We start from the raw sequence: 16,373 nt of genomic DNA, 5'->3' as shown, positions 1-16,373 counted from the left end.
AAGTACGCTGCAAGGCGTGCTCCCCAAACAAAAAACCCGCATCTCTGCGGGTTTTTTGTTTGGGGCTCGCGATATCACACGACTTGCTGGCGATCCGGATCGACCACGCAGTGCGCGTGCAAATAGGCGAACAGTTCCGCGACGCTTTCCTTGGGTGTCGACGAGCCAGTGTCGATCCGCAGTTCCGGATCGATCGGCGCTTCGTAAGGCGCGGAGATGCCGGTGAACGACGCAATCTCTCCCGCGCGCGCTTTCGCGTAGAGGCCTTTCGGATCGCGCCGCACACAGGTGTCGAGCGGTGCGGACAGGTGGGTTTCGATGAATTTTTCCGGGCCGATAATCTCCCGCGCCATCGCACGGTCTTCGAGCATCGGTGAAATGAGTGCCGAGATCACGATGAGTCCGGCGTCGTTCATCAATTGCGCGACATGGGCGACACGGCGAATGTTTTCGCGCCGGTCGTCGCTGCTAAATCCGAGGTCACGTGCAAGGCCGTGACGGATGTTGTCGCCGTCGAGTACGTAGCAGGCATGACCGAGCGCCACGAGTTGCTGTTCGAGCGCAAACGCAACCGTCGATTTGCCGGCGCCGGAGAAGCCGGTCAACCAGACGGTGACCGGCTTCTGGCGGAAAATCTGCATGCGGTCGCGGCTGGTGACGACGCCATGGCTGCGTTGCAGGAAAACGGGAGATTCCATCTGGGGGTGTCCTTCTGTCAGGCGCAGTGCCAGCCTTGGCGCCAGGGTCCTGCGTTGCTCAGCGATTCCGGCGAGCCGGCAATCGCGACTTGAAAAGTATCGGTGAGATCGGCCGGCAGCGGAATCGAAAATCCGACTTGCGCGCTGGGGAAGCCGGCGCGGGCTACGTCGGGCCGCGACTCGCCACTCCAGCCGCACGCTACGACACGTGCTCCCGCGCGCACTTCGAGCGGCACGCTCGCTTCCGGCTGGCTGAGGTTGACGGCCCAGCCCGATACCGCGCCGTTCTGGACCGTGTCGACGTGGCCTTCGTAAAAGTCGGCCATGACTGGCCGGTGCTCGTGTGCAAACTGCAGATACGCGCGCAACGGTTCGAGATCGTACTGGCGGATGAGCGCACACACCTTCGCGAGAAACGCGTCGTCGAAGCCGGTAAGGATAGTGTTGTACAGGTACGGATTGTCCAGGCGATTAATCTCCGCCTGAATCGTTTGGACCAGTTCCAATGCTTTCGTGAAAATACTGCCCGTGTCTTTAGCGTATCTATCGACGTCCTCTTTGGCTTCGTGAAAAAGCTGGTAATCGAGACTGTTCTGCTCGATAAAATCTTGCTTCGCCGTTTCGCTTAAATGCAGTTTCTGTTCTGCCGTTCCGCAAGTCTTATTCGTTTCGAAATAGAAGGGGAGGCGCAGTCCGGTCGTGCCGCAAAGCCGCAATAGAAATTCGCTGATATTTTCGCAAAAGCCAAACGTCGTGATATGCCGGCGGAGATGAATTCTGGCGAGTTCGAGGCTCTGTTGGTCGACGATTGGCCGGCCGCTCAACATTTGCACGTAGAGATTATTGCCGCCATTCATCGATTCGCCAACCCATTCGTCGAGCGTCAGATTGCCACGGCGCACCAATGCTTCCAGCGACGAAACGCTCGCGCCGAGTTCCACTGCGCCATTCTTGCCATTTAACGCATATCGGTAATGCGATATTTGCCGTGCAAGCGGATCGCGCAAAATCGCGCAATAGCGCAGAGCGATTTTGAGATCCCGGTGAATGCCATACGGCAAATGGCCGCCGCCCGCGCCTGTTTGCAAAAGTCGACTGCGGCAATTCTCCCATCCAGGCCGATCCCATTCGAATTGAACGAAGCCGCTTTTTCCCAGATTCAATTCGAAAAACGATACGACAGTCGACCCCCCACTCTTCGGCGGATGAATGAAGAAGATTGGTGCGGACATATCGCATCACCTCCTTGTCACACGATCGTCAAAGTTTAGCGTGGTAATCCGCGGATGTTGTAACGATTAATTACGCTTTCTAACATCCGAAATCGATGTGAAATGGATAAATTCCGCGTTAAATCTGCGGCGCCATGCATTCCGCAATTCGCGCCATGCAAAAGAAAACCCGCACGAATGCGGGTTATCGGGGAAACAGGCGGCCAGTCTGCACGCGCGGATTCAGTGGCGCGCTTCGCCTGGTGCTGCGTCTTTGCCGGTGGTGGGCGGCGTGTCGTCGTCGCTGCTGCGGGCCCAGAAAAAACGATCCGGCATGTAGGCGCCCATACCTGGCCGGAATGCGTTGCGCATGGCCTGGTAGAGATATTCCTGCGCCTCGCGAACCGCCTCGGCCGGTTCCTGACCGTTGGCCAGCAATGCGGCGATGGCGGCGCCGAGCGTGTCCGTCAGTCCCATGATGCGATTGCTGCCGCGGTCCCACATGTCCTGGCGCAGTTGCCCGTCTTCGCTGAACAGCGTGTTGACGAGCCGGTGCGTGCCGGTTTCCGTCGACAGGATGTATTCGCAGCCTTGCGCGAGCAGGTGCGAAATGGCCGCGTCGAGGCTGGGTGCTTCGGCGTCGCCGTCGGGTTGGGCAAGCGCCAGTAGCGTGGCGGAGTCGGCGACCAGCAACGTGGTTTGCGGCGCCAGCAGGTCGGCGATGGCTTCGCGCAATTCGTCTGCAGCCAGCACGTGCTCGTCGTCGAGCGTGAAGTCGGGGGCGAGAATCAGCGGAATGTCGTCGTAATCCGCGACCACTTCGGCAATCGCGCTGACCACCTCGGCGCGGGTGCAGGCGCCCACTTTGAATGCGGCGATGGGCATGTCTTCGAGCAGCATGCGCGCCTGGGTGGCGACGACTTCGGGGTCGAGTCCGGTGACTTCGTCGCAACTGGCCGAGTCGCGCACGGTGTAGCCGGTGAGTACCGAGACGCCGTGGCACCCCATGCTGGCCAGAGTCATCAGGTCGGCTTGCAGGCCAGAGCCGCCGGTGGGATCGGAAAGGCCGAAGGTGAGGACGATCGGGGGCGTGTCGCTGGGCATGAAGATTTACAAAAAGGAGCTGTTTTTAAGCGCAGACGGTGCGCAATCGGCTCAATTATGCGGCCTAAACCGTGACGAGGGCGTTTTTTTGCATCGCCGCGGCTTTGGCTAACCTGAAGATTTGCGCGCCGGCCGCGTCCCTGATCGCCATGCCGACGCATGAACCCGCCGACGAGCCGGGAGCGCCGCCCGGACCCGACGCAAACCCACGAGGCCCATGGACGCGCCGCATTTTGCCGCATCCCGAGAGACCCTTCTGATTGCTAGGCATTGGGGCGGCAACACGGTACCATCATGGCTCCCATTTCCCCGGACTCTACGACGCGACTCAAGAATGGAATATCAAAGCTGGATGTGCCTGATTTGCGGCTGGATTTACGACGAAGAAGCCGGTTTGCCGGAGGAAGGCATCGCGCCGGGCACCCGCTGGGAGGACGTTCCCATTAATTGGACCTGCCCGGAATGCGGCGCGCGCAAGGAAGACTTCGAGATGGTCCAGATCTGAAGTCGGCGCGGGTTGGGCTGCTTAGTGGGCTGCGCAGTGGGATGCTTAGTGGGCCGACTTCTTTAAGACCGGCCATCGACGGCAGCATCCGCCTCGCGGGGCGCCAGCCAGGCCGGAAACAAGCACCGTTTGCGGCTATCCGCTAACCCTCCGCCGACCCGGCGCGCTGAACAGTTCGCTCGCGCCGTATTCCAACGATAGCCTGTCATTGTCCTGTCGACGGTTCGCGCGTTAGCCGATCAGTGTAAGGCAGCGCATAGAGCGACCCGGTCGATTCCCTGCGGACCGCCCATGCCACTTCGACCTGCTGAACCCGCATCTTTCGACGCCTTGCCGAATCCGCGCGGCGGCGCGGTCCGTGCCGCGGAACTCGCGCTCGCCGAAGCGTTGCTGGCGTTCGAACAATATGGCGAGAGCACCTCGGCGCTGCTGCGTGCTTCGCACGCGCTGCGCAGCGCCGGCTGGTTCAGCGCCCAGCGTTATATCGACGCGCTCGTCCGCCTGTCGCCCGTTACGGCCGACCCGTCCGATCCCGATAACGCGCGCCCGGCATTCGGCGCGGCCTTGCAGGACTTTCGGGCAGCGCTCGAGCGTCACAATCTGCGCGAATTGGCCTGTTCGCCCACGCTGTTTGATCACTACCGATCGCTCTGCACGCAGTTATCCGATCCCGCCACGGGTCCCGGCGTGACCTTCGACGATCTGGCGTTGAGCGCCCGTGCCGTCCCGCTGGCGTCGCTGCATGCGCAGTCGGCCGATCGGCTGGCCCATCTGCGGGCGCGCTTCGAGCGTGCGCTGCTACCCGTGCTGCGCTCGCAAGCCAGTAGCGGTAGCGCGGCGGTCTATGCGCTCACCCAGGCGGCGCTCGACGAAATCGATGCCGTGATCGCCGAACTCATCGGCCCCGATCCGTATGACTTCTGGCGACTCGCGCAGGCTTGCGCGAAAAGCTTGCGGCAGAGCGGCCGCATCAGCGGCCAAGGGGGCCAAGGGGTCCCGAGCGCACTGAACAACGACACCGACGCCCGCCGTTTCTACGCACGTTGCAACCTGGCCTTGGCCGATCACGCGCGCGGTGTGCAGCACGCGCCCCGTTCGCTGGTGCGCGCGACGCTGGCGCTGCTCTGGCGCGACTACGCGCTGTTCGGCGCCGCCGCCGAAGACGCCGCTCACGTCGATGTGCTGCGCGACTATGGCCTGACGGTGGATTGGCACGTGGCCGGCACGCAGGATTCGGAGGCGCTGTGGGAGGCGGGCGCGTTGCAGGCGCAGGCGATTAGCGCCGCGCGAAGTTCGTTGACGCGCGATCTCGGTGTATTGACCGTCGGCACGCAGGCCTATGAAGATTTTCTGCAAACTGCCGATGCCGCGATTTCCGCGCTGACGGACCATGCACGCGCGGCGAATCATCCCGACAGACTCGAACCCGGCGCCGCGTTGCAAGCCGGCGATGCGGCCTCCCGACTCGGCGCTGCGGCCTGCGCGCTAGGCCTCGGTCACGTTGCGGTGCTTGCCGACACGCTCGGTCTCGCATGGCGTCGGCGCGCGCACGCGGCAGTGGCTTTGCAGGAGCAACACCAGGAGGGGTGGGAGCAACGACAGGGCCAGCAACAGAACCAGCGCGGCCAACGCGGCTTCGACGCGCCGTCCGCCGCAACCCTCGAACAAAGCGCCGAAGCGTTGCGCGCGATGTTGCACAAGGTGGCGGCGGGCGTTGCGCCGGCCGCCAACGCGATTGCGCTTTCGACGCTGACCCGCGCGATCGAGCATGGCGGCTCCGGCGCAGCAAAAGGCGACGCACGCGGCAGGTCGTGAACCGCACCGCGAGCCGAAGCGCGCAACTCCCGGCCGCCCGCACCCATCCCCCGCATCAATGCCCGCGCCGACGCCCACCGCCAAACCGCTTCGCATGCCCGGTGGCGCTCGCGCGCGTGCGTGATAGAGTGCAACCTGATTCGCCGTCGATGGCTCGCGGCAGACTTCACGACACATCTCGCGGTACCACGCTCAAAGCCCGCCATCCCGCATCGTCTTTGTTAAAATCCGAACTATGTCCAAGAGTACCGATCGCATCAATCTGACCAACCAGTTCCTCATCGCCATGCCCAACATGGCCGATCCGACGTTTTCGGGAACCGTGGTCTACCTTTGCGATCACAGCGAGCGCGGCGCGCTCGGCCTCGTCATCAACCGGCCGACCGATATCGACCTGCAAGCGCTCTTCAGTCGCATCGACCTCAAACTCGAGATCGAACCCCTTCTCCACGTTCCGGTTTATTTCGGCGGCCCGGTGCAAACCGAGCGCGGCTTCGTGCTGCACGACCCGAAAGACGGTAACGCCTACACGTCGTCGATGTCGGTGCCCGGCGGCCTCGAAATGACCACCTCGAAAGACGTGCTCGAAGCGGTGGCGGGCGGCACCGGTCCGGAGCGTTTTCTGCTCACGCTCGGCCATGCCGGCTGGGGTGCGGGTCAACTCGAAGAAGAAATCTCGAAGAACGGCTGGCTGACGGTCGAGGCAGACCCGAAAATCGTTTTCGACGTGCCCGCCGAAGAACGTCTCGAAGCCGCCCTCGCGCTGCTCGGCATTTCGCTGTCCATGCTGTCGGGCGAGGCGGGGCACGCATGAGCCTCACGGCCGGACGTGAGGCGACGCTGCTTGCGTTCGACTATGGCGAAAAACGCATCGGTGTGGCGGTCGGCAATTCGCTTACGCGCAGCGCGCGGGCACTGGTCATCGTGCAGAACCGCAGCCGCGAATATCGCTTCGAGGCAGTCGGCAAGCTGATCGCCGAATGGAAGCCCGACGCACTGGTGGTCGGATTGCCGATGCACCCGGACGGCACGCCGCACGAGATGACCCAACTGGCCAAACGCTTCGGCAATCAGCTGAACGGCCGCTTCAACCTGCCGGTCACGTGGGTCGACGAACGCTATTCGTCGGTCGAGGCGAAAGCGGGAATCCGCGCTGGCATCGGCCGCGCCGATCTGCTCGACGCCGAAGCCGCCAGCATCATCCTCCAGCAATATCTAGACGGACTTTCCGACGATCATGAGTTCCATTGACGCCGAAGCGCTCTATCGCGCCTTGCTCGACCAGATTCGTGCGGTGTACGGTGACCAGCTCGGTGCCGGCAGTGCGCCGAACGCCGACGGCGCAGTGCTCGCCGGCATCTATAGCGGCGGCGCGTGGCTGGCGGAGCGTCTCGCCCGCGACCTGAACCTGCCGAGCTTCGGCGTGGTGAACGTCGCGCTGCATCGCGACGACTACGCGAAAAAAGGCCTGCACTCGCAGGCGAGCCCGACCTCGTTGCCGTTCGCAGTGGACGGCCGCCGCATCGTGCTGGTGGACGACGTCCTGTACACCGGCCGCACCATCCGCGCCGCGTTGAACGAGTTGTACGACTACGGCCGTCCGGCATCCGTCGAACTGGCCGTGCTGGCCGATCGCGGCGGCCGCGAGTTGCCGGTAGCCGCGCGCTTCGTCGGCGGCGTGGTGCAGGTGCCCGCCGACGCGACCCTGGTGCTGGCACGCGACGAACAGTCCGCCGCCGATGGCCCGCGTTTCTCCTTCCATACCGAAGCACGCGTCGATTGAAGCGCGTCCCGCTCGTCGAGCGCGTCGATCTTCTCGCCGCCGTGGCTCGCAATGCCATGGCAGACCAGCAGTGCGCATCGACATCGACCACGTTGAAGCCCGTATTTCAAGCAGGTAACTCATGAACACCGCCACCCAGGCCCCGCAGGATCCAGCCGATAGCGCCGCGCGCTTCCGTCATGGCTTCCTGAAAGGCAATCCGCAGCTCACGAAAAACGGCGAGCTCAAACATCTGTTGTCGATCGAAGGTTTGCCGAAGGCGATCGTCAATCACATTCTCGATACCGCCGACCAGTTCGTCAGCGTGACGGACCGGGAGGTGAAGAAGGTGCCGTTGCTGCGCGGCAAGTCGGTGTTCAACCTGTTCTTCGAGAACTCGACGCGCACCCGCACCACGTTCGAAATCGCCGCCACGCGGCTTTCGGCGGACGTGCTGAATCTGAACATCAACGCGTCGTCCACCAGCAAAGGCGAATCGCTGCTCGACACGATCAACAATCTCTCGGCGATGCATGCCGACATGTTCGTCGTGCGCCATGCGTCGAGCGGCGCGCCGTACCTGATCGCTCAACATTGCGCGCCGCACGTGCACGTGATCAACGCCGGCGACGGCCGTCATGCACACCCGACCCAGGGTCTGCTCGACATGTACACCATCCGCCACTACAAGAAGGACTTCACGAATCTGCGGGTGGCGATCGTCGGCGACATTCTGCATTCGCGGGTGGCGCGCTCCGACATTCACGCGCTCACCACGCTCGGCGTGCCGGAAGTGCGCGCGATCGGCCCGCGCACGCTGTTGCCGGGCGGCCTGGAGCAGATGGGCGTGCGGGTGTTCCACAATCTCGACGAAGGTCTGAAAGACGTCGACGTGATCATCATGTTGCGACTGCAGAACGAGCGCATGAGCGGCGCGTTGCTGCCGTCGGCGCAGGAATATTTCAAGAGCTGGGGGCTGACGCCCGAGCGCCTCGCGCTCGCCAAACCCGACGCGATCGTGATGCACCCGGGCCCGATGAACCGCGGCGTCGAAATCGATTCGCAGGTGGCCGACGGTCCGCAATCGGTGATCCTGAATCAGGTCACGTTCGGCATCGCGGTGCGCATGGCGGTGATGGGCATCGTCGCGGGCAATCACGATTGAGCGGTAACTCACCGACGCACCGACGCACCGACGCACCGACGCACGAACACCCAGTTACGCAGAAACCAGCTGAACACCTAGTGGAAAAATAAGGCAGCGCATGCAGATTCATATTCAAGGCGGCACGCTGATCGATCCGGTAGCGGGCACCGAACAGCAGCAGGACGTATTCATCGCCGCGGGCAAGATCGTCGGCCTCGGTAAGGCACCGGACGCACCGGCCGCACCGGCCGCACCGGCCGGCTTCCAGGCCGAGCGCACGATCGACGCACGCGGCCTGCACATCGCGCCGGGTCTCGTCGATCTGTCCGCGCGTCTGCGCGAACCGGGCTACGAGCACAAGGCCACGCTCGAATCCGAAATGGCGGCGGCGCTCGCGGGCGGGGTGACCAGCCTCGTCTGTCCGCCGGACACCGATCCGACGCTCGACGAACCCGGTCTCGTCGAAATGCTCAAGTTCCGCGCGCGCAATCTGAACCAGGCGCACGTGTACCCGCTCGGCGCGTTGACGGTCGGGCTGAAAGGGCAGGTCATCACCGAGATGGTCGAGTTGACGGAGTCGGGCTGCATCGGCTTTTCGCAGGCCGACGTCCCAGTGGTCGACACGCAGGTGCTGATGCGTGCGTTGCAATACGCGAAGACGTATGGCTTCACCGTGTGGCTGCGTCCCGTGGACGCGTATCTCGGCCGCGGCGGCGTGGCCGCGAGCGGGCCGCTGGCGTCGCGTCTCGGCCTGTCGGGCGTGCCGGTATCGGCGGAAACCATCGCGCTGCACACGATTTTCGAACTGGTCCGCGTGACGGGCGCGCGCGTGCATCTGTCGCACGTATCGTCGGCGGCGGGCATCGAGTTGATGCGCGCGGCCAAGGCCGAAGGCCTGCCGGTCTCGTGCGACGTGACCATCAACCACGTGCACCTGATCGACCTCGACATCGGCTACTTCGACGCGCAGTTCCGGCTCGATCCGCCGCTGCGCCAGCAGCGCGATCGCGAAGCGATCCGCGCGGGGCTGGTCGACGGCACGATCGACGCGATCTGTTCGGATCACACGCCGGTGGACGACGACGAAAAGCTGTTGCCGTTCGCCGAAGCCACGCCGGGCGCGACCGGCCTCGAGCTGTTCCTGTCGCTGACGGTGAAGTGGGCCGACGAAGCGGGCTTGCCGCTCGCCAAAGCGTTTAACCGCATCACCACCGCGCCGGCCGACGTGCTGAACCTGCCAGTCGCCGGTCGCCTCGCGGTGGGCAGCGTGGCCGACCTGTGCGTGTTCGATCGCCACGCTTACTGGCGCGTCGAGCCGCGCGCGCTGAAGAGCCAGGGGCACAACTCGCCGTTCCTCGGCTACGAGTTGCCGGCGCGTGTGCGGGCCACCGTGGTGTCGGGTCACATCGCCTTCGAGCAGCGCTAATCGTCCGTCAAAGAAAACGCCGACCATGCAGAACGCGCCCCCCGCGTCATCGACGTCACTGGCCTGGAAGAAAGCGCGTCTCGTCGCGCATCTGCTGCACGGCATGTGGATCGTGGCGACCCGTTTTCCGAATGCCGGCGCCGAGCGGCGCCAGATGCTCAACCGGGAATGGTCGTTGAAAATGCTGCGCCTCTGCGGCATGCGCCTCGTCGTGCATAACGACGGGGCGCGGCTCGAGCGTGGCGCGCTGGTAGTCGCCAATCACATCTCGTGGATCGATATCTACGTGATCAACGCGTGGCGGCCGACGCCGTTCGTCTCGAAGGCCGAAATCCGCAACTGGCCGGTGGTCGGCTGGCTCGCGCAGCAACTGGATACGGTGTTCATCCAGCGCGAAAAGCGCAGCGACGCGAAGCGCATCATGCATGAATTGTCGCAGCGTTTGAGCGCGGGCGAATTGATGTGCGTGTTCCCCGAAGGCACCACTTCCAGCGGACTCGCGCTCCTGCCGTTTCACGCGAACCTGTTCCAGGCGGCGGTGTCGGCCGCGGCGCCGGTGCAACCGCTGTGCATCCTGTACGAAGACGCGCAAGGGCGGCAATCCACTGCGCCGGCTTATATCGACGATCTCTCGTTGGCCGATTCGCTAAATCTGCTGCTGCAAGGCGGTCCGTTGACCGCTCACGTGTATGTCGGCGCACCGCTGGCGGCGGGGCCCGACCGGCGGACGTTGGCCGCGCAGGCGGAAGCGGTGATCGGTGCGGCGCTGCGCGAGATGCAGAACGGTACGGCCAGCGCGGGCGCGTTGTTCGCGGAGCAGGGTGGCTCGAGCGTGCCGCCTCGCATGCAGCCGCAGGCACCCGACGAGCCGGTCGATCAGTCAGGCCGTTCGGCCTAGGCCTGGGCCCAAGCCCAAGCTTCGTTCAACCTCTCAGTTGCCGCCGCCCGAAGCGCGGCAACTTTCGCATTGGACCTGAGTCAGCGTGCGCTCCGCCGGGTCGCGCGCCAGCCGCACCGCCGAGAGCTTCTCGCCCCACACGCAGCCCGAATCCAGTCCGAGCAGATTGTCGCGCAGGGTCAAACCGAGCGCGGCCCAATGACCGAACACCACGGTGACATCCGCGGTCTTGCGCGAGGGCACGTCGAACCAGGGCATGCAGCCCGCCGGCGCCGCGTTCAAACCGCCGCTGCTGCTGAAATCCATCACCCCTTCGGCATTACAGAAGCGAATCCGCGTGAGCACGCTGCAGGTCAGCCGCAACCGGTCGATGCCCTTCAAGCCGGGTTTCCAGCGGTTCGGCTCGTTGCCGTACAGGCCCGCGAGCGTTTCCTTCCAGTTCGGCGCGCGCAGGGCGCGCTGCAGTTCGTCCGCGAGTTCCAGCGTCAGGCTCACGTCCCATTGCGGCAGGAGACCCGCATGGATCATCAGCATGCCGTCCTCGAAATGGGCGAGCGGGCGATGCCGGACCCATTCGAGCAGATCGGCGGCATCGGGCGCGTTGAGAATCTCGTCGATCGTGTCGCCTTTTTTCGACTTGCGGATACCCGCCGACACCGACAGCAGATGCAGATCGTGATTGCCCAGCACCGGCACCGCCCGCTCGCCCAGCGCGATCACGTCGCGCAACGTCGCCAGCGATTCGGCGCCGCGATTGATCAGGTCGCCCGCGAACCACAACGGCGTGTCGGCCGATGGCGCGGCTTTGGCCAGCAGTTGCTGGAACGGTTTGCGACAGCCCTGCAGATCGCCGAATGCAAGTGGGACCGGACGGGGCGACGGGGTTGGCGCAGAAGCTTGGGAAGGTGTCATCGGGGAGTCGGTGCGGTTCGATACACGCAGTGATGCACGGAGCATGCCGGGTTGGGCAGTGCAGCAAGCGAGCGTGACATAATAGCCCGTTTGCTGCACGGATAACGCATCGCGCATGGCCGGAAAGCGCTGAATCGTCGGCAATTCGCCGCATGGCTCGTGTTATTGCACTACAACAGGATGACCCTCGTGAACGGAGAAAGCATGTCGTCTCTTCATGCGAAACAACCGGTCCGCACGCTCGTCACCGGGGCGAGTGGCTTCACCGGCCACTATCTGGTCGACACGCTGCGCAGCCGCGGTCATACCGTGATCGAAACAATAGCGGGGCGCGATGGGCCCGAGACCGAGACGCGGGTGCGGCTCGATATCACCTCGCCGGACAACTGCCGGCGCGTCATCGCGTCGGTCCGCCCGGACTACATCGTGCATCTCGCGGCAATTAGCTTCGTCGGGCATCAGGACCCGCTCGACTTCTATCGCGTCAACGTGCTCGGTACGCTGAATCTGCTGGAAGCGTGCGCGGCCGTCGGTCACACGCCGCGCAAGCTGCTGATCGCAAGCAGCGCGAACGTTTATGGCAACGTGACGAGCGACGCCATCGACGAAAGCTTCCCGCTCACGCCGGTCAACCACTACGCGGCCAGCAAGGCGGCCATGGAAACGATGGTGCGGACGTGGTTCGACCGGCTGCCCATTCTGATCGTGCGGCCGTTCAACTACACCGGCCGCGGCCAGGCGTCGAACTTCCTCGTCCCGAAAATCGTCGAGCATTTCGCCCGCCGCGAGCCCGCCATCGAACTGGGCAATATCGACGTGGCGCGCGACTTTTCCGACGTGCGCTACGTGGTGAATGCCTACGAAGCCTTGCTCGACTCCGACGCCGCGGCGGACACCGTCAATGTCTGCACGGGCACGCCCTACACGTTGCGTGAGATTCTCGCCGCAGCGAGCGATCTGACCGGTCATGAACTCGAGGTTCACGTCAATCCGGCCTTCGTCCGTCAAACCGACGTGAAGATGCTGGCCGGTTCGCCGGCGCGGTTGCGCACGCTGGTGCCGGCGGTCGAATCAATTCCGTTCATGGACACGTTGCGCTGGATGCTGGCGGCCTGAGGCCGGCGTCGGGGCATCGTTGGACGGTCGCCGGTATGGCCTCGCAAGCCGGTCCGATTTCCCCGGAAACCAAACCTGTCAAGCTGTTTCAAGTTGTTAGGGTGCTCGTTTTTGGGCCGGGCGGCTTTATAATCGGGGCTTCATAAATGGCGTCCAAGCGTCCGCAATCAGCAGCGGGGCGGCCCGGGCGCCGACCAGAACACAAGAAAACCACAACGCGGGGCGCGCGGAGCGGCGAGCAGCCAGCCGATCCGCCGCTAACATCTAGAAGGGAATTTCATGATCCTGGTAACGGGCGGCGCCGGTTTTATCGGCGCCAATTTCGTGCTCGACTGGCTCGATACGTCCGACGAAGCGGTACTCAACGTCGACAAACTCACCTACGCCGGCAATCTGGGCACGCTCAAGTCGCAACAGGGTAATCCCAACCATGTGTTCGCCCGCGCGGACATCTGCGACCGCGCCGCGCTCGACGCGCTGTTCGCCGAGCACAAGCCGCGCGCCGTGCTGCACTTTGCCGCCGAAAGCCACGTCGACCGCTCGATCCACGGCCCGGCCGACTTCGTGCAAACCAATGTGGTCGGCACCTTCACGCTGCTCGAAGCCACCCGTAGCTACTGGAATACGCTCAGCGCCGGCGATAAGGCCGCATTCCGTTTCCTGCACGTATCGACCGACGAAGTGTTCGGCTCGCTGTCCGCTACCGACCCGCAGTTTTCCGAAACCACGCCGTACGCGCCCAACAGCCCGTACTCGGCGACCAAAGCCGGTTCCGACCATCTGGTGCGCGCCTACCATCACACGTATGGTCTGCCGGTGCTCACCACGAACTGCTCGAACAACTACGGCCCGTACCAGTTCCCCGAAAAGCTGATTCCGCTGATGATCGCCAACGCGCTCGCGGGCAAGGCGCTGCCGGTGTACGGCGACGGTCAGAACGTGCGCGACTGGCTGTACGTGGGCGACCATTGCAGCGCCATCCGCGAAGTGCTCGCGCGCGGCACGCCGGGCGAGACCTATAACGTCGGCGGCTGGAACGAGAAGAAGAACCTCGAAGTCGTGCACACGCTGTGCGACCTGCTCGACGAGTTCCGTCCGAAGGCCGGCGCTTCGTACCGCGACCAGATCACCTACGTGACGGATCGCCCCGGCCACGACCGCCGTTACGCCATCGACGCTCGCAAGCTCGAACGCGAACTCGGCTGGAAGCCGGCGGAGACGTTCGAAACGGGCCTCGCGAAAACGGTTCAGTGGTATCTGGACAATCAGGCATGGTCGGACGACGTCGCTTCCGGCGACTATCGCAAATGGGTTGAGACCAACTACGCGCAGCGCGCGTAAAGGCACGGCAATGGCGCGCAAAGGCATTATTCTCGCGGGCGGATCGGGCACCCGCCTGTATCCGATCACGCATGTGGTTTCCAAGCAGTTGCTGCCGGTGTACGACAAGCCGATGATCTACTACCCGCTGTCCACGCTGATGGTGGCGGGCATACGCGACGTATTGATCATCTCCACACCGCAGGACACGCCGCGCTTCGAAGCCATGCTCGGCGACGGCAGCCAGTGGGGCATGAATATCCAGTACGCGGTCCAGCCTTCGCCGGACGGTCTTGCGCAGGCATTCATCATCGGCCGCGACTTCGTCGGCCACGACCCGTCGGCGCTGATTCTCGGCGACAACATCTTCTACGGTCACGATCTCGCGAAGCAGCTCGAGCACGCGCATCTGAAAGACGAAGGCGCCACCGTGTTCGCCTATCACGTGCACGACCCGGAACGCTACGGCGTGGTCGAGTTCGACAAGCAGTTCCGCGCGTTGTCCATCGAAGAAAAGCCGCTCAAGCCGCGTTCGAACTACGCGGTCACGGGCCTCTACTTCTACGACAACCAGGTGTGCGACATCGCGGCCGACATCAAGCCGTCGCCGCGCGGCGAGCTCGAAATCACCGACGTCAATTCGCGCTATCTGGCCAACGCGGCGCTCAACGTCGAGATCATGGGACGCGGCTACGCGTGGCTCGACACGGGCACGCACGATTCGCTGATCGAAGCGGCCACCTTCATCGCCACATTGCAGAAGCGGCAGGGTCTGGTGGTGGCGTGTCCTGAAGAAATCGCCTACCGGCAGAGCTGGATCGACGGCGAGCAGTTGCTGGCGCTCGCCAAACCGCTTGCCAAGAACGCTTACGGGCAGTACCTGCAAAACATTCTTACGGACCAAGTTGCATGGCCATCCAAGTAACCGCCACCGCGCTGCCTGAAGTCAGGATCATCGAGCCGAAGGTGTTCGGCGACACGCGGGGCTTCTTCTTCGAAAGCTTCAACGCGCTGGAGTTCGCCGAGAAGGTCGCGCCCGGCGTGGAGTTCGTGCAGGACAACCATTCGCGTTCGGCGCGTGGCGTGCTGCGCGGTCTTCACTATCAGATCGAGCATGCGCAGGGCAAGCTGGTGCGCGTGGTCGAAGGCGAGGTGTTCGACGTCGCCGTGGACATTCGCCGCAGCTCGCCGAATTTCGGCAAGTGGGTGGGCGTCACGCTGTCGGTGGAAAACCATCGGCAACTGTGGGTGCCGCCCGGTTTTGCGCATGGCTTCGTGGTGCTGTCCGAGTCCGCGCAGTTTCTGTACAAGACGACCGACTACTGGTTTCCCGAGCACGAACGCAGCATCGTCTGGAACGATCCGGCGGTCGGCATCGAGTGGCCTATCGACTTCGAGCCGCTGCTCGCCGCGAAAGACGCGGCCGGCAAGCGCCTGGCCGACGCCGAAACGTATGCATAAGGAAATGGCCGCATGAGCGCACACGATGCCAGGCGGACGATTCTCGTCACCGGTGTGAATGGTCAGGTGGGCTACGAGCTCGCGCGGACGTTGCAGGGTCTTGGCCGGGTAGTCGCGGTCGACCGCTCGACGCTCGACCTGTCGAATCCGGCGCAGATCCGCGCGGTGGTGCGCGACGTGCAGCCCGCGCTGATCGTCAACCCGGCCGCCTACACGGCGGTCGACAAGGCCGAGCAGGAAGAAGCGCTCGCCACACGTATCAACGGCGAGGCACCCGGCGTGCTCGCCGAAGAAGCGAAGAAACTCGGCGCAGCGCTGATCCACTATTCGACCGACTACGTGTTCGACGGCAGCAAAGACAGCGCCTATGTCGAAGACGATCCCACCGCGCCGCAGAACGCCTACGGCCGCAGCAAGCTGGCCGGCGAGCAGGCGATTGCCGCGACTGGCGTGAATCATCTGATTCTGCGTACGAGCTGGGTGTACGGCACGCGCGGCAAGAATTTTCTGCTGACGATGCTGCGGCTCGGCGCCGATCGGCCCGAGTTGAAGGTGGTGGCCGACCAGTTCGGCGCGCCCACGTGGTGCAACACCATCGCGACGCTCACCGCTCACCTGGCCGCGCAAGCGTTTGCGGCGCAGGACGGCGCGGCGTGGTGGAACGAGCGTTCCGGCATCTATCACCTGTGTGCCGGGGACTCGACGTCGTGGCACGGTTTCGCGTCCGCCATTTTCGAACTCGCGGATCTGCCGAACCGCCCGAACGCGTTGCCGATTCCCGCCGCCGACTATCCGACGCCGGCTAGCCGGCCCGCCAATTCGCGGATGTCCAACGACAAGCTGGCGCGTGTATTCGGACTGGCCGCGCCGCATTGGCGCGACGCGTTGCAGTTGTGCCTGACGGACGGTTTTCCGAAGTCGCCTGCCGGGCGTTCCTGAGCACGGGTGACACGGGGACTTGGCACGGGGACGTAGCGCCGCGTGCGCGGCAAATCTGG

The 16,373-nt window shown here is 64.0% G+C and carries 17 protein-coding genes; 13 read left to right on the top strand and 4 right to left on the bottom strand.

Translation table 11 applies throughout. The features are described from left to right. Positions 1–74: 74 nt before the first annotated feature. From cysC to FQ746_RS08960, 3 genes are all read right to left on the bottom strand, one after another. Positions 75–698 (bottom strand): adenylyl-sulfate kinase, encoded by a 624-nt coding sequence (gene cysC / locus FQ746_RS08970; RefSeq protein WP_144108584.1) that lies wholly within the window; start codon positions 696–698, stop codon positions 75–77. Positions 699–715: 17 nt separating this feature from the next. After that, positions 716–1,930, bottom strand: a complete 1,215-nt coding sequence (locus FQ746_RS08965) for a sulfotransferase family 2 domain-containing protein (protein ID WP_144108583.1) — start codon at positions 1,928–1,930, stop codon at positions 716–718. Positions 1,931–2,152: 222 nt separating this feature from the next. Next, positions 2,153–3,013 (bottom strand): hydroxymethylpyrimidine/phosphomethylpyrimidine kinase, encoded by an 861-nt coding sequence (locus tag FQ746_RS08960; RefSeq protein WP_144108582.1) that lies wholly within the window; start codon positions 3,011–3,013, stop codon positions 2,153–2,155. A gap of 334 nt (positions 3,014–3,347) precedes the next feature. Here FQ746_RS08960 and FQ746_RS08955 point away from each other — a divergent pair, with 334 nt between their 5' ends. The 8 genes from FQ746_RS08955 (at position 3,348) to FQ746_RS08920 (ending at position 10,566) form a co-directional block, all read left to right on the top strand. Next, positions 3,348–3,518: a rubredoxin gene (locus FQ746_RS08955; RefSeq protein ID WP_007178992.1), complete on the top strand. Its 171-nt coding sequence runs from the start codon at positions 3,348–3,350 to the stop codon at positions 3,516–3,518. Between the two features lie 291 nt (positions 3,519–3,809). Beyond that, on the top strand, positions 3,810–5,333 hold the full coding sequence (locus FQ746_RS08950) for a hypothetical protein (RefSeq protein WP_144108581.1): 1,524 nt from the start codon (positions 3,810–3,812) through the stop codon (positions 5,331–5,333). Between the two features lie 235 nt (positions 5,334–5,568). Then, a complete protein-coding gene (locus FQ746_RS08945) occupies positions 5,569–6,147 on the top strand; it encodes a YqgE/AlgH family protein (protein WP_144108580.1) in 579 nt (192 codons plus the stop codon). Continuing rightward, positions 6,144–6,584 carry a Holliday junction resolvase RuvX gene (gene ruvX / locus FQ746_RS08940; RefSeq protein WP_144108579.1) on the top strand — a complete coding sequence of 147 codons (441 nt, stop codon included), beginning with the start codon at positions 6,144–6,146 and terminating at the stop codon, positions 6,582–6,584. Before FQ746_RS08945 ends, ruvX begins: the two co-directional genes overlap by 4 nt. Then, entirely contained in the window at positions 6,571–7,116 is a 546-nt protein-coding gene (pyrR, locus tag FQ746_RS08935) for a bifunctional pyr operon transcriptional regulator/uracil phosphoribosyltransferase PyrR (RefSeq protein ID WP_144108578.1), read from the top strand. The genes ruvX and pyrR overlap by 14 nt, the downstream gene beginning before the upstream one ends. 121 nt (positions 7,117–7,237) lie before the next feature. Further along, positions 7,238–8,260 carry an aspartate carbamoyltransferase catalytic subunit gene (locus tag FQ746_RS08930; RefSeq protein WP_144108577.1) on the top strand — a complete coding sequence of 341 codons (1,023 nt, stop codon included), beginning with the start codon at positions 7,238–7,240 and terminating at the stop codon, positions 8,258–8,260. A gap of 100 nt (positions 8,261–8,360) precedes the next feature. Continuing rightward, complete coding sequence (locus tag FQ746_RS08925) at positions 8,361–9,668, top strand: dihydroorotase (protein WP_144108576.1); 1,308 nt, start codon at positions 8,361–8,363, stop codon at positions 9,666–9,668. Between the two features lie 25 nt (positions 9,669–9,693). After that, positions 9,694–10,566: a lysophospholipid acyltransferase family protein gene (locus FQ746_RS08920; RefSeq protein WP_144108575.1), complete on the top strand. Its 873-nt coding sequence runs from the start codon at positions 9,694–9,696 to the stop codon at positions 10,564–10,566. A 33-nt stretch (positions 10,567–10,599) separates the two neighbouring features. On the opposite strand, the gene FQ746_RS08915 is transcribed toward FQ746_RS08920, so the two are convergent. Continuing rightward, positions 10,600–11,478 carry a symmetrical bis(5'-nucleosyl)-tetraphosphatase gene (locus FQ746_RS08915; protein WP_144108574.1) on the bottom strand — a complete coding sequence of 293 codons (879 nt, stop codon included), beginning with the start codon at positions 11,476–11,478 and terminating at the stop codon, positions 10,600–10,602. Between the two features lie 204 nt (positions 11,479–11,682). On the opposite strand from FQ746_RS08915, the gene FQ746_RS08910 reads away from it, so the two are divergent. The 5 genes from FQ746_RS08910 (at position 11,683) to rfbD (ending at position 16,314) form a co-directional block, all read left to right on the top strand. Beyond that, the gene (locus tag FQ746_RS08910) at positions 11,683–12,594 is read left to right on the top strand and encodes a GDP-mannose 4,6-dehydratase (protein WP_144108573.1); all 912 of its coding nucleotides are present in this window, start codon (positions 11,683–11,685) and stop codon (positions 12,592–12,594) included. A gap of 279 nt (positions 12,595–12,873) precedes the next feature. Beyond that, positions 12,874–13,935 (top strand): dTDP-glucose 4,6-dehydratase, encoded by a 1,062-nt coding sequence (gene rfbB / locus FQ746_RS08905; RefSeq protein WP_144108572.1) that lies wholly within the window; start codon positions 12,874–12,876, stop codon positions 13,933–13,935. A gap of 10 nt (positions 13,936–13,945) precedes the next feature. Continuing rightward, entirely contained in the window at positions 13,946–14,839 is an 894-nt protein-coding gene (gene rfbA / locus FQ746_RS08900; protein ID WP_144108571.1) for a glucose-1-phosphate thymidylyltransferase RfbA, read from the top strand. Then, positions 14,824–15,375, top strand: a complete 552-nt coding sequence (gene rfbC / locus FQ746_RS08895; protein ID WP_144108570.1) for a dTDP-4-dehydrorhamnose 3,5-epimerase — start codon at positions 14,824–14,826, stop codon at positions 15,373–15,375. Before rfbA ends, rfbC begins: the two co-directional genes overlap by 16 nt. A gap of 12 nt (positions 15,376–15,387) precedes the next feature. Further along, complete coding sequence (gene rfbD / locus FQ746_RS08890) at positions 15,388–16,314, top strand: dTDP-4-dehydrorhamnose reductase (protein WP_144108569.1); 927 nt, start codon at positions 15,388–15,390, stop codon at positions 16,312–16,314. Positions 16,315–16,373: the final 59 nt, after the last annotated feature.

Source organism: Paraburkholderia sp. BCC1886, from assembly GCF_900996245.1.
Classification (GTDB): Bacteria; Pseudomonadota; Gammaproteobacteria; order Burkholderiales; family Burkholderiaceae; genus Paraburkholderia.
This window is presented reverse-complemented; position numbering and strand designations above follow the sequence as displayed.

Bases quoted from the DNA above. Each gene is read 5' to 3' on its own strand.
- cysC (WP_144108584.1), bottom strand. From the start codon at position 698: ATGGAATCTCCCGTTTTCCTGCAACGCAGCCATGGCGTCGTCACCAGC.
- FQ746_RS08965 (WP_144108583.1), bottom strand. From the start codon at position 1,930: ATGTCCGCACCAATCTTCTTCATTCATCCGCCGAAGAGTGGGGGGTCG.
- FQ746_RS08960 (WP_144108582.1), bottom strand. From the start codon at position 3,013: ATGCCCAGCGACACGCCCCCGATCGTCCTCACCTTCGGCCTTTCCGAT.
- FQ746_RS08955 (WP_007178992.1), top strand. From the start codon at position 3,348: ATGGAATATCAAAGCTGGATGTGCCTGATTTGCGGCTGGATTTACGAC.
- FQ746_RS08950 (WP_144108581.1), top strand. From the start codon at position 3,810: ATGCCACTTCGACCTGCTGAACCCGCATCTTTCGACGCCTTGCCGAAT.
- FQ746_RS08945 (WP_144108580.1), top strand. From the start codon at position 5,569: ATGTCCAAGAGTACCGATCGCATCAATCTGACCAACCAGTTCCTCATC.
- ruvX (WP_144108579.1), top strand. From the start codon at position 6,144: ATGAGCCTCACGGCCGGACGTGAGGCGACGCTGCTTGCGTTCGACTAT.
- pyrR (WP_144108578.1), top strand. From the start codon at position 6,571: ATGAGTTCCATTGACGCCGAAGCGCTCTATCGCGCCTTGCTCGACCAG.
- FQ746_RS08930 (WP_144108577.1), top strand. From the start codon at position 7,238: ATGAACACCGCCACCCAGGCCCCGCAGGATCCAGCCGATAGCGCCGCG.
- FQ746_RS08925 (WP_144108576.1), top strand. From the start codon at position 8,361: ATGCAGATTCATATTCAAGGCGGCACGCTGATCGATCCGGTAGCGGGC.
- FQ746_RS08920 (WP_144108575.1), top strand. From the start codon at position 9,694: ATGCAGAACGCGCCCCCCGCGTCATCGACGTCACTGGCCTGGAAGAAA.
- FQ746_RS08915 (WP_144108574.1), bottom strand. From the start codon at position 11,478: ATGACACCTTCCCAAGCTTCTGCGCCAACCCCGTCGCCCCGTCCGGTC.
- FQ746_RS08910 (WP_144108573.1), top strand. From the start codon at position 11,683: ATGTCGTCTCTTCATGCGAAACAACCGGTCCGCACGCTCGTCACCGGG.
- rfbB (WP_144108572.1), top strand. From the start codon at position 12,874: ATGATCCTGGTAACGGGCGGCGCCGGTTTTATCGGCGCCAATTTCGTG.
- rfbA (WP_144108571.1), top strand. From the start codon at position 13,946: ATGGCGCGCAAAGGCATTATTCTCGCGGGCGGATCGGGCACCCGCCTG.
- rfbC (WP_144108570.1), top strand. From the start codon at position 14,824: ATGGCCATCCAAGTAACCGCCACCGCGCTGCCTGAAGTCAGGATCATC.
- rfbD (WP_144108569.1), top strand. From the start codon at position 15,388: ATGAGCGCACACGATGCCAGGCGGACGATTCTCGTCACCGGTGTGAAT.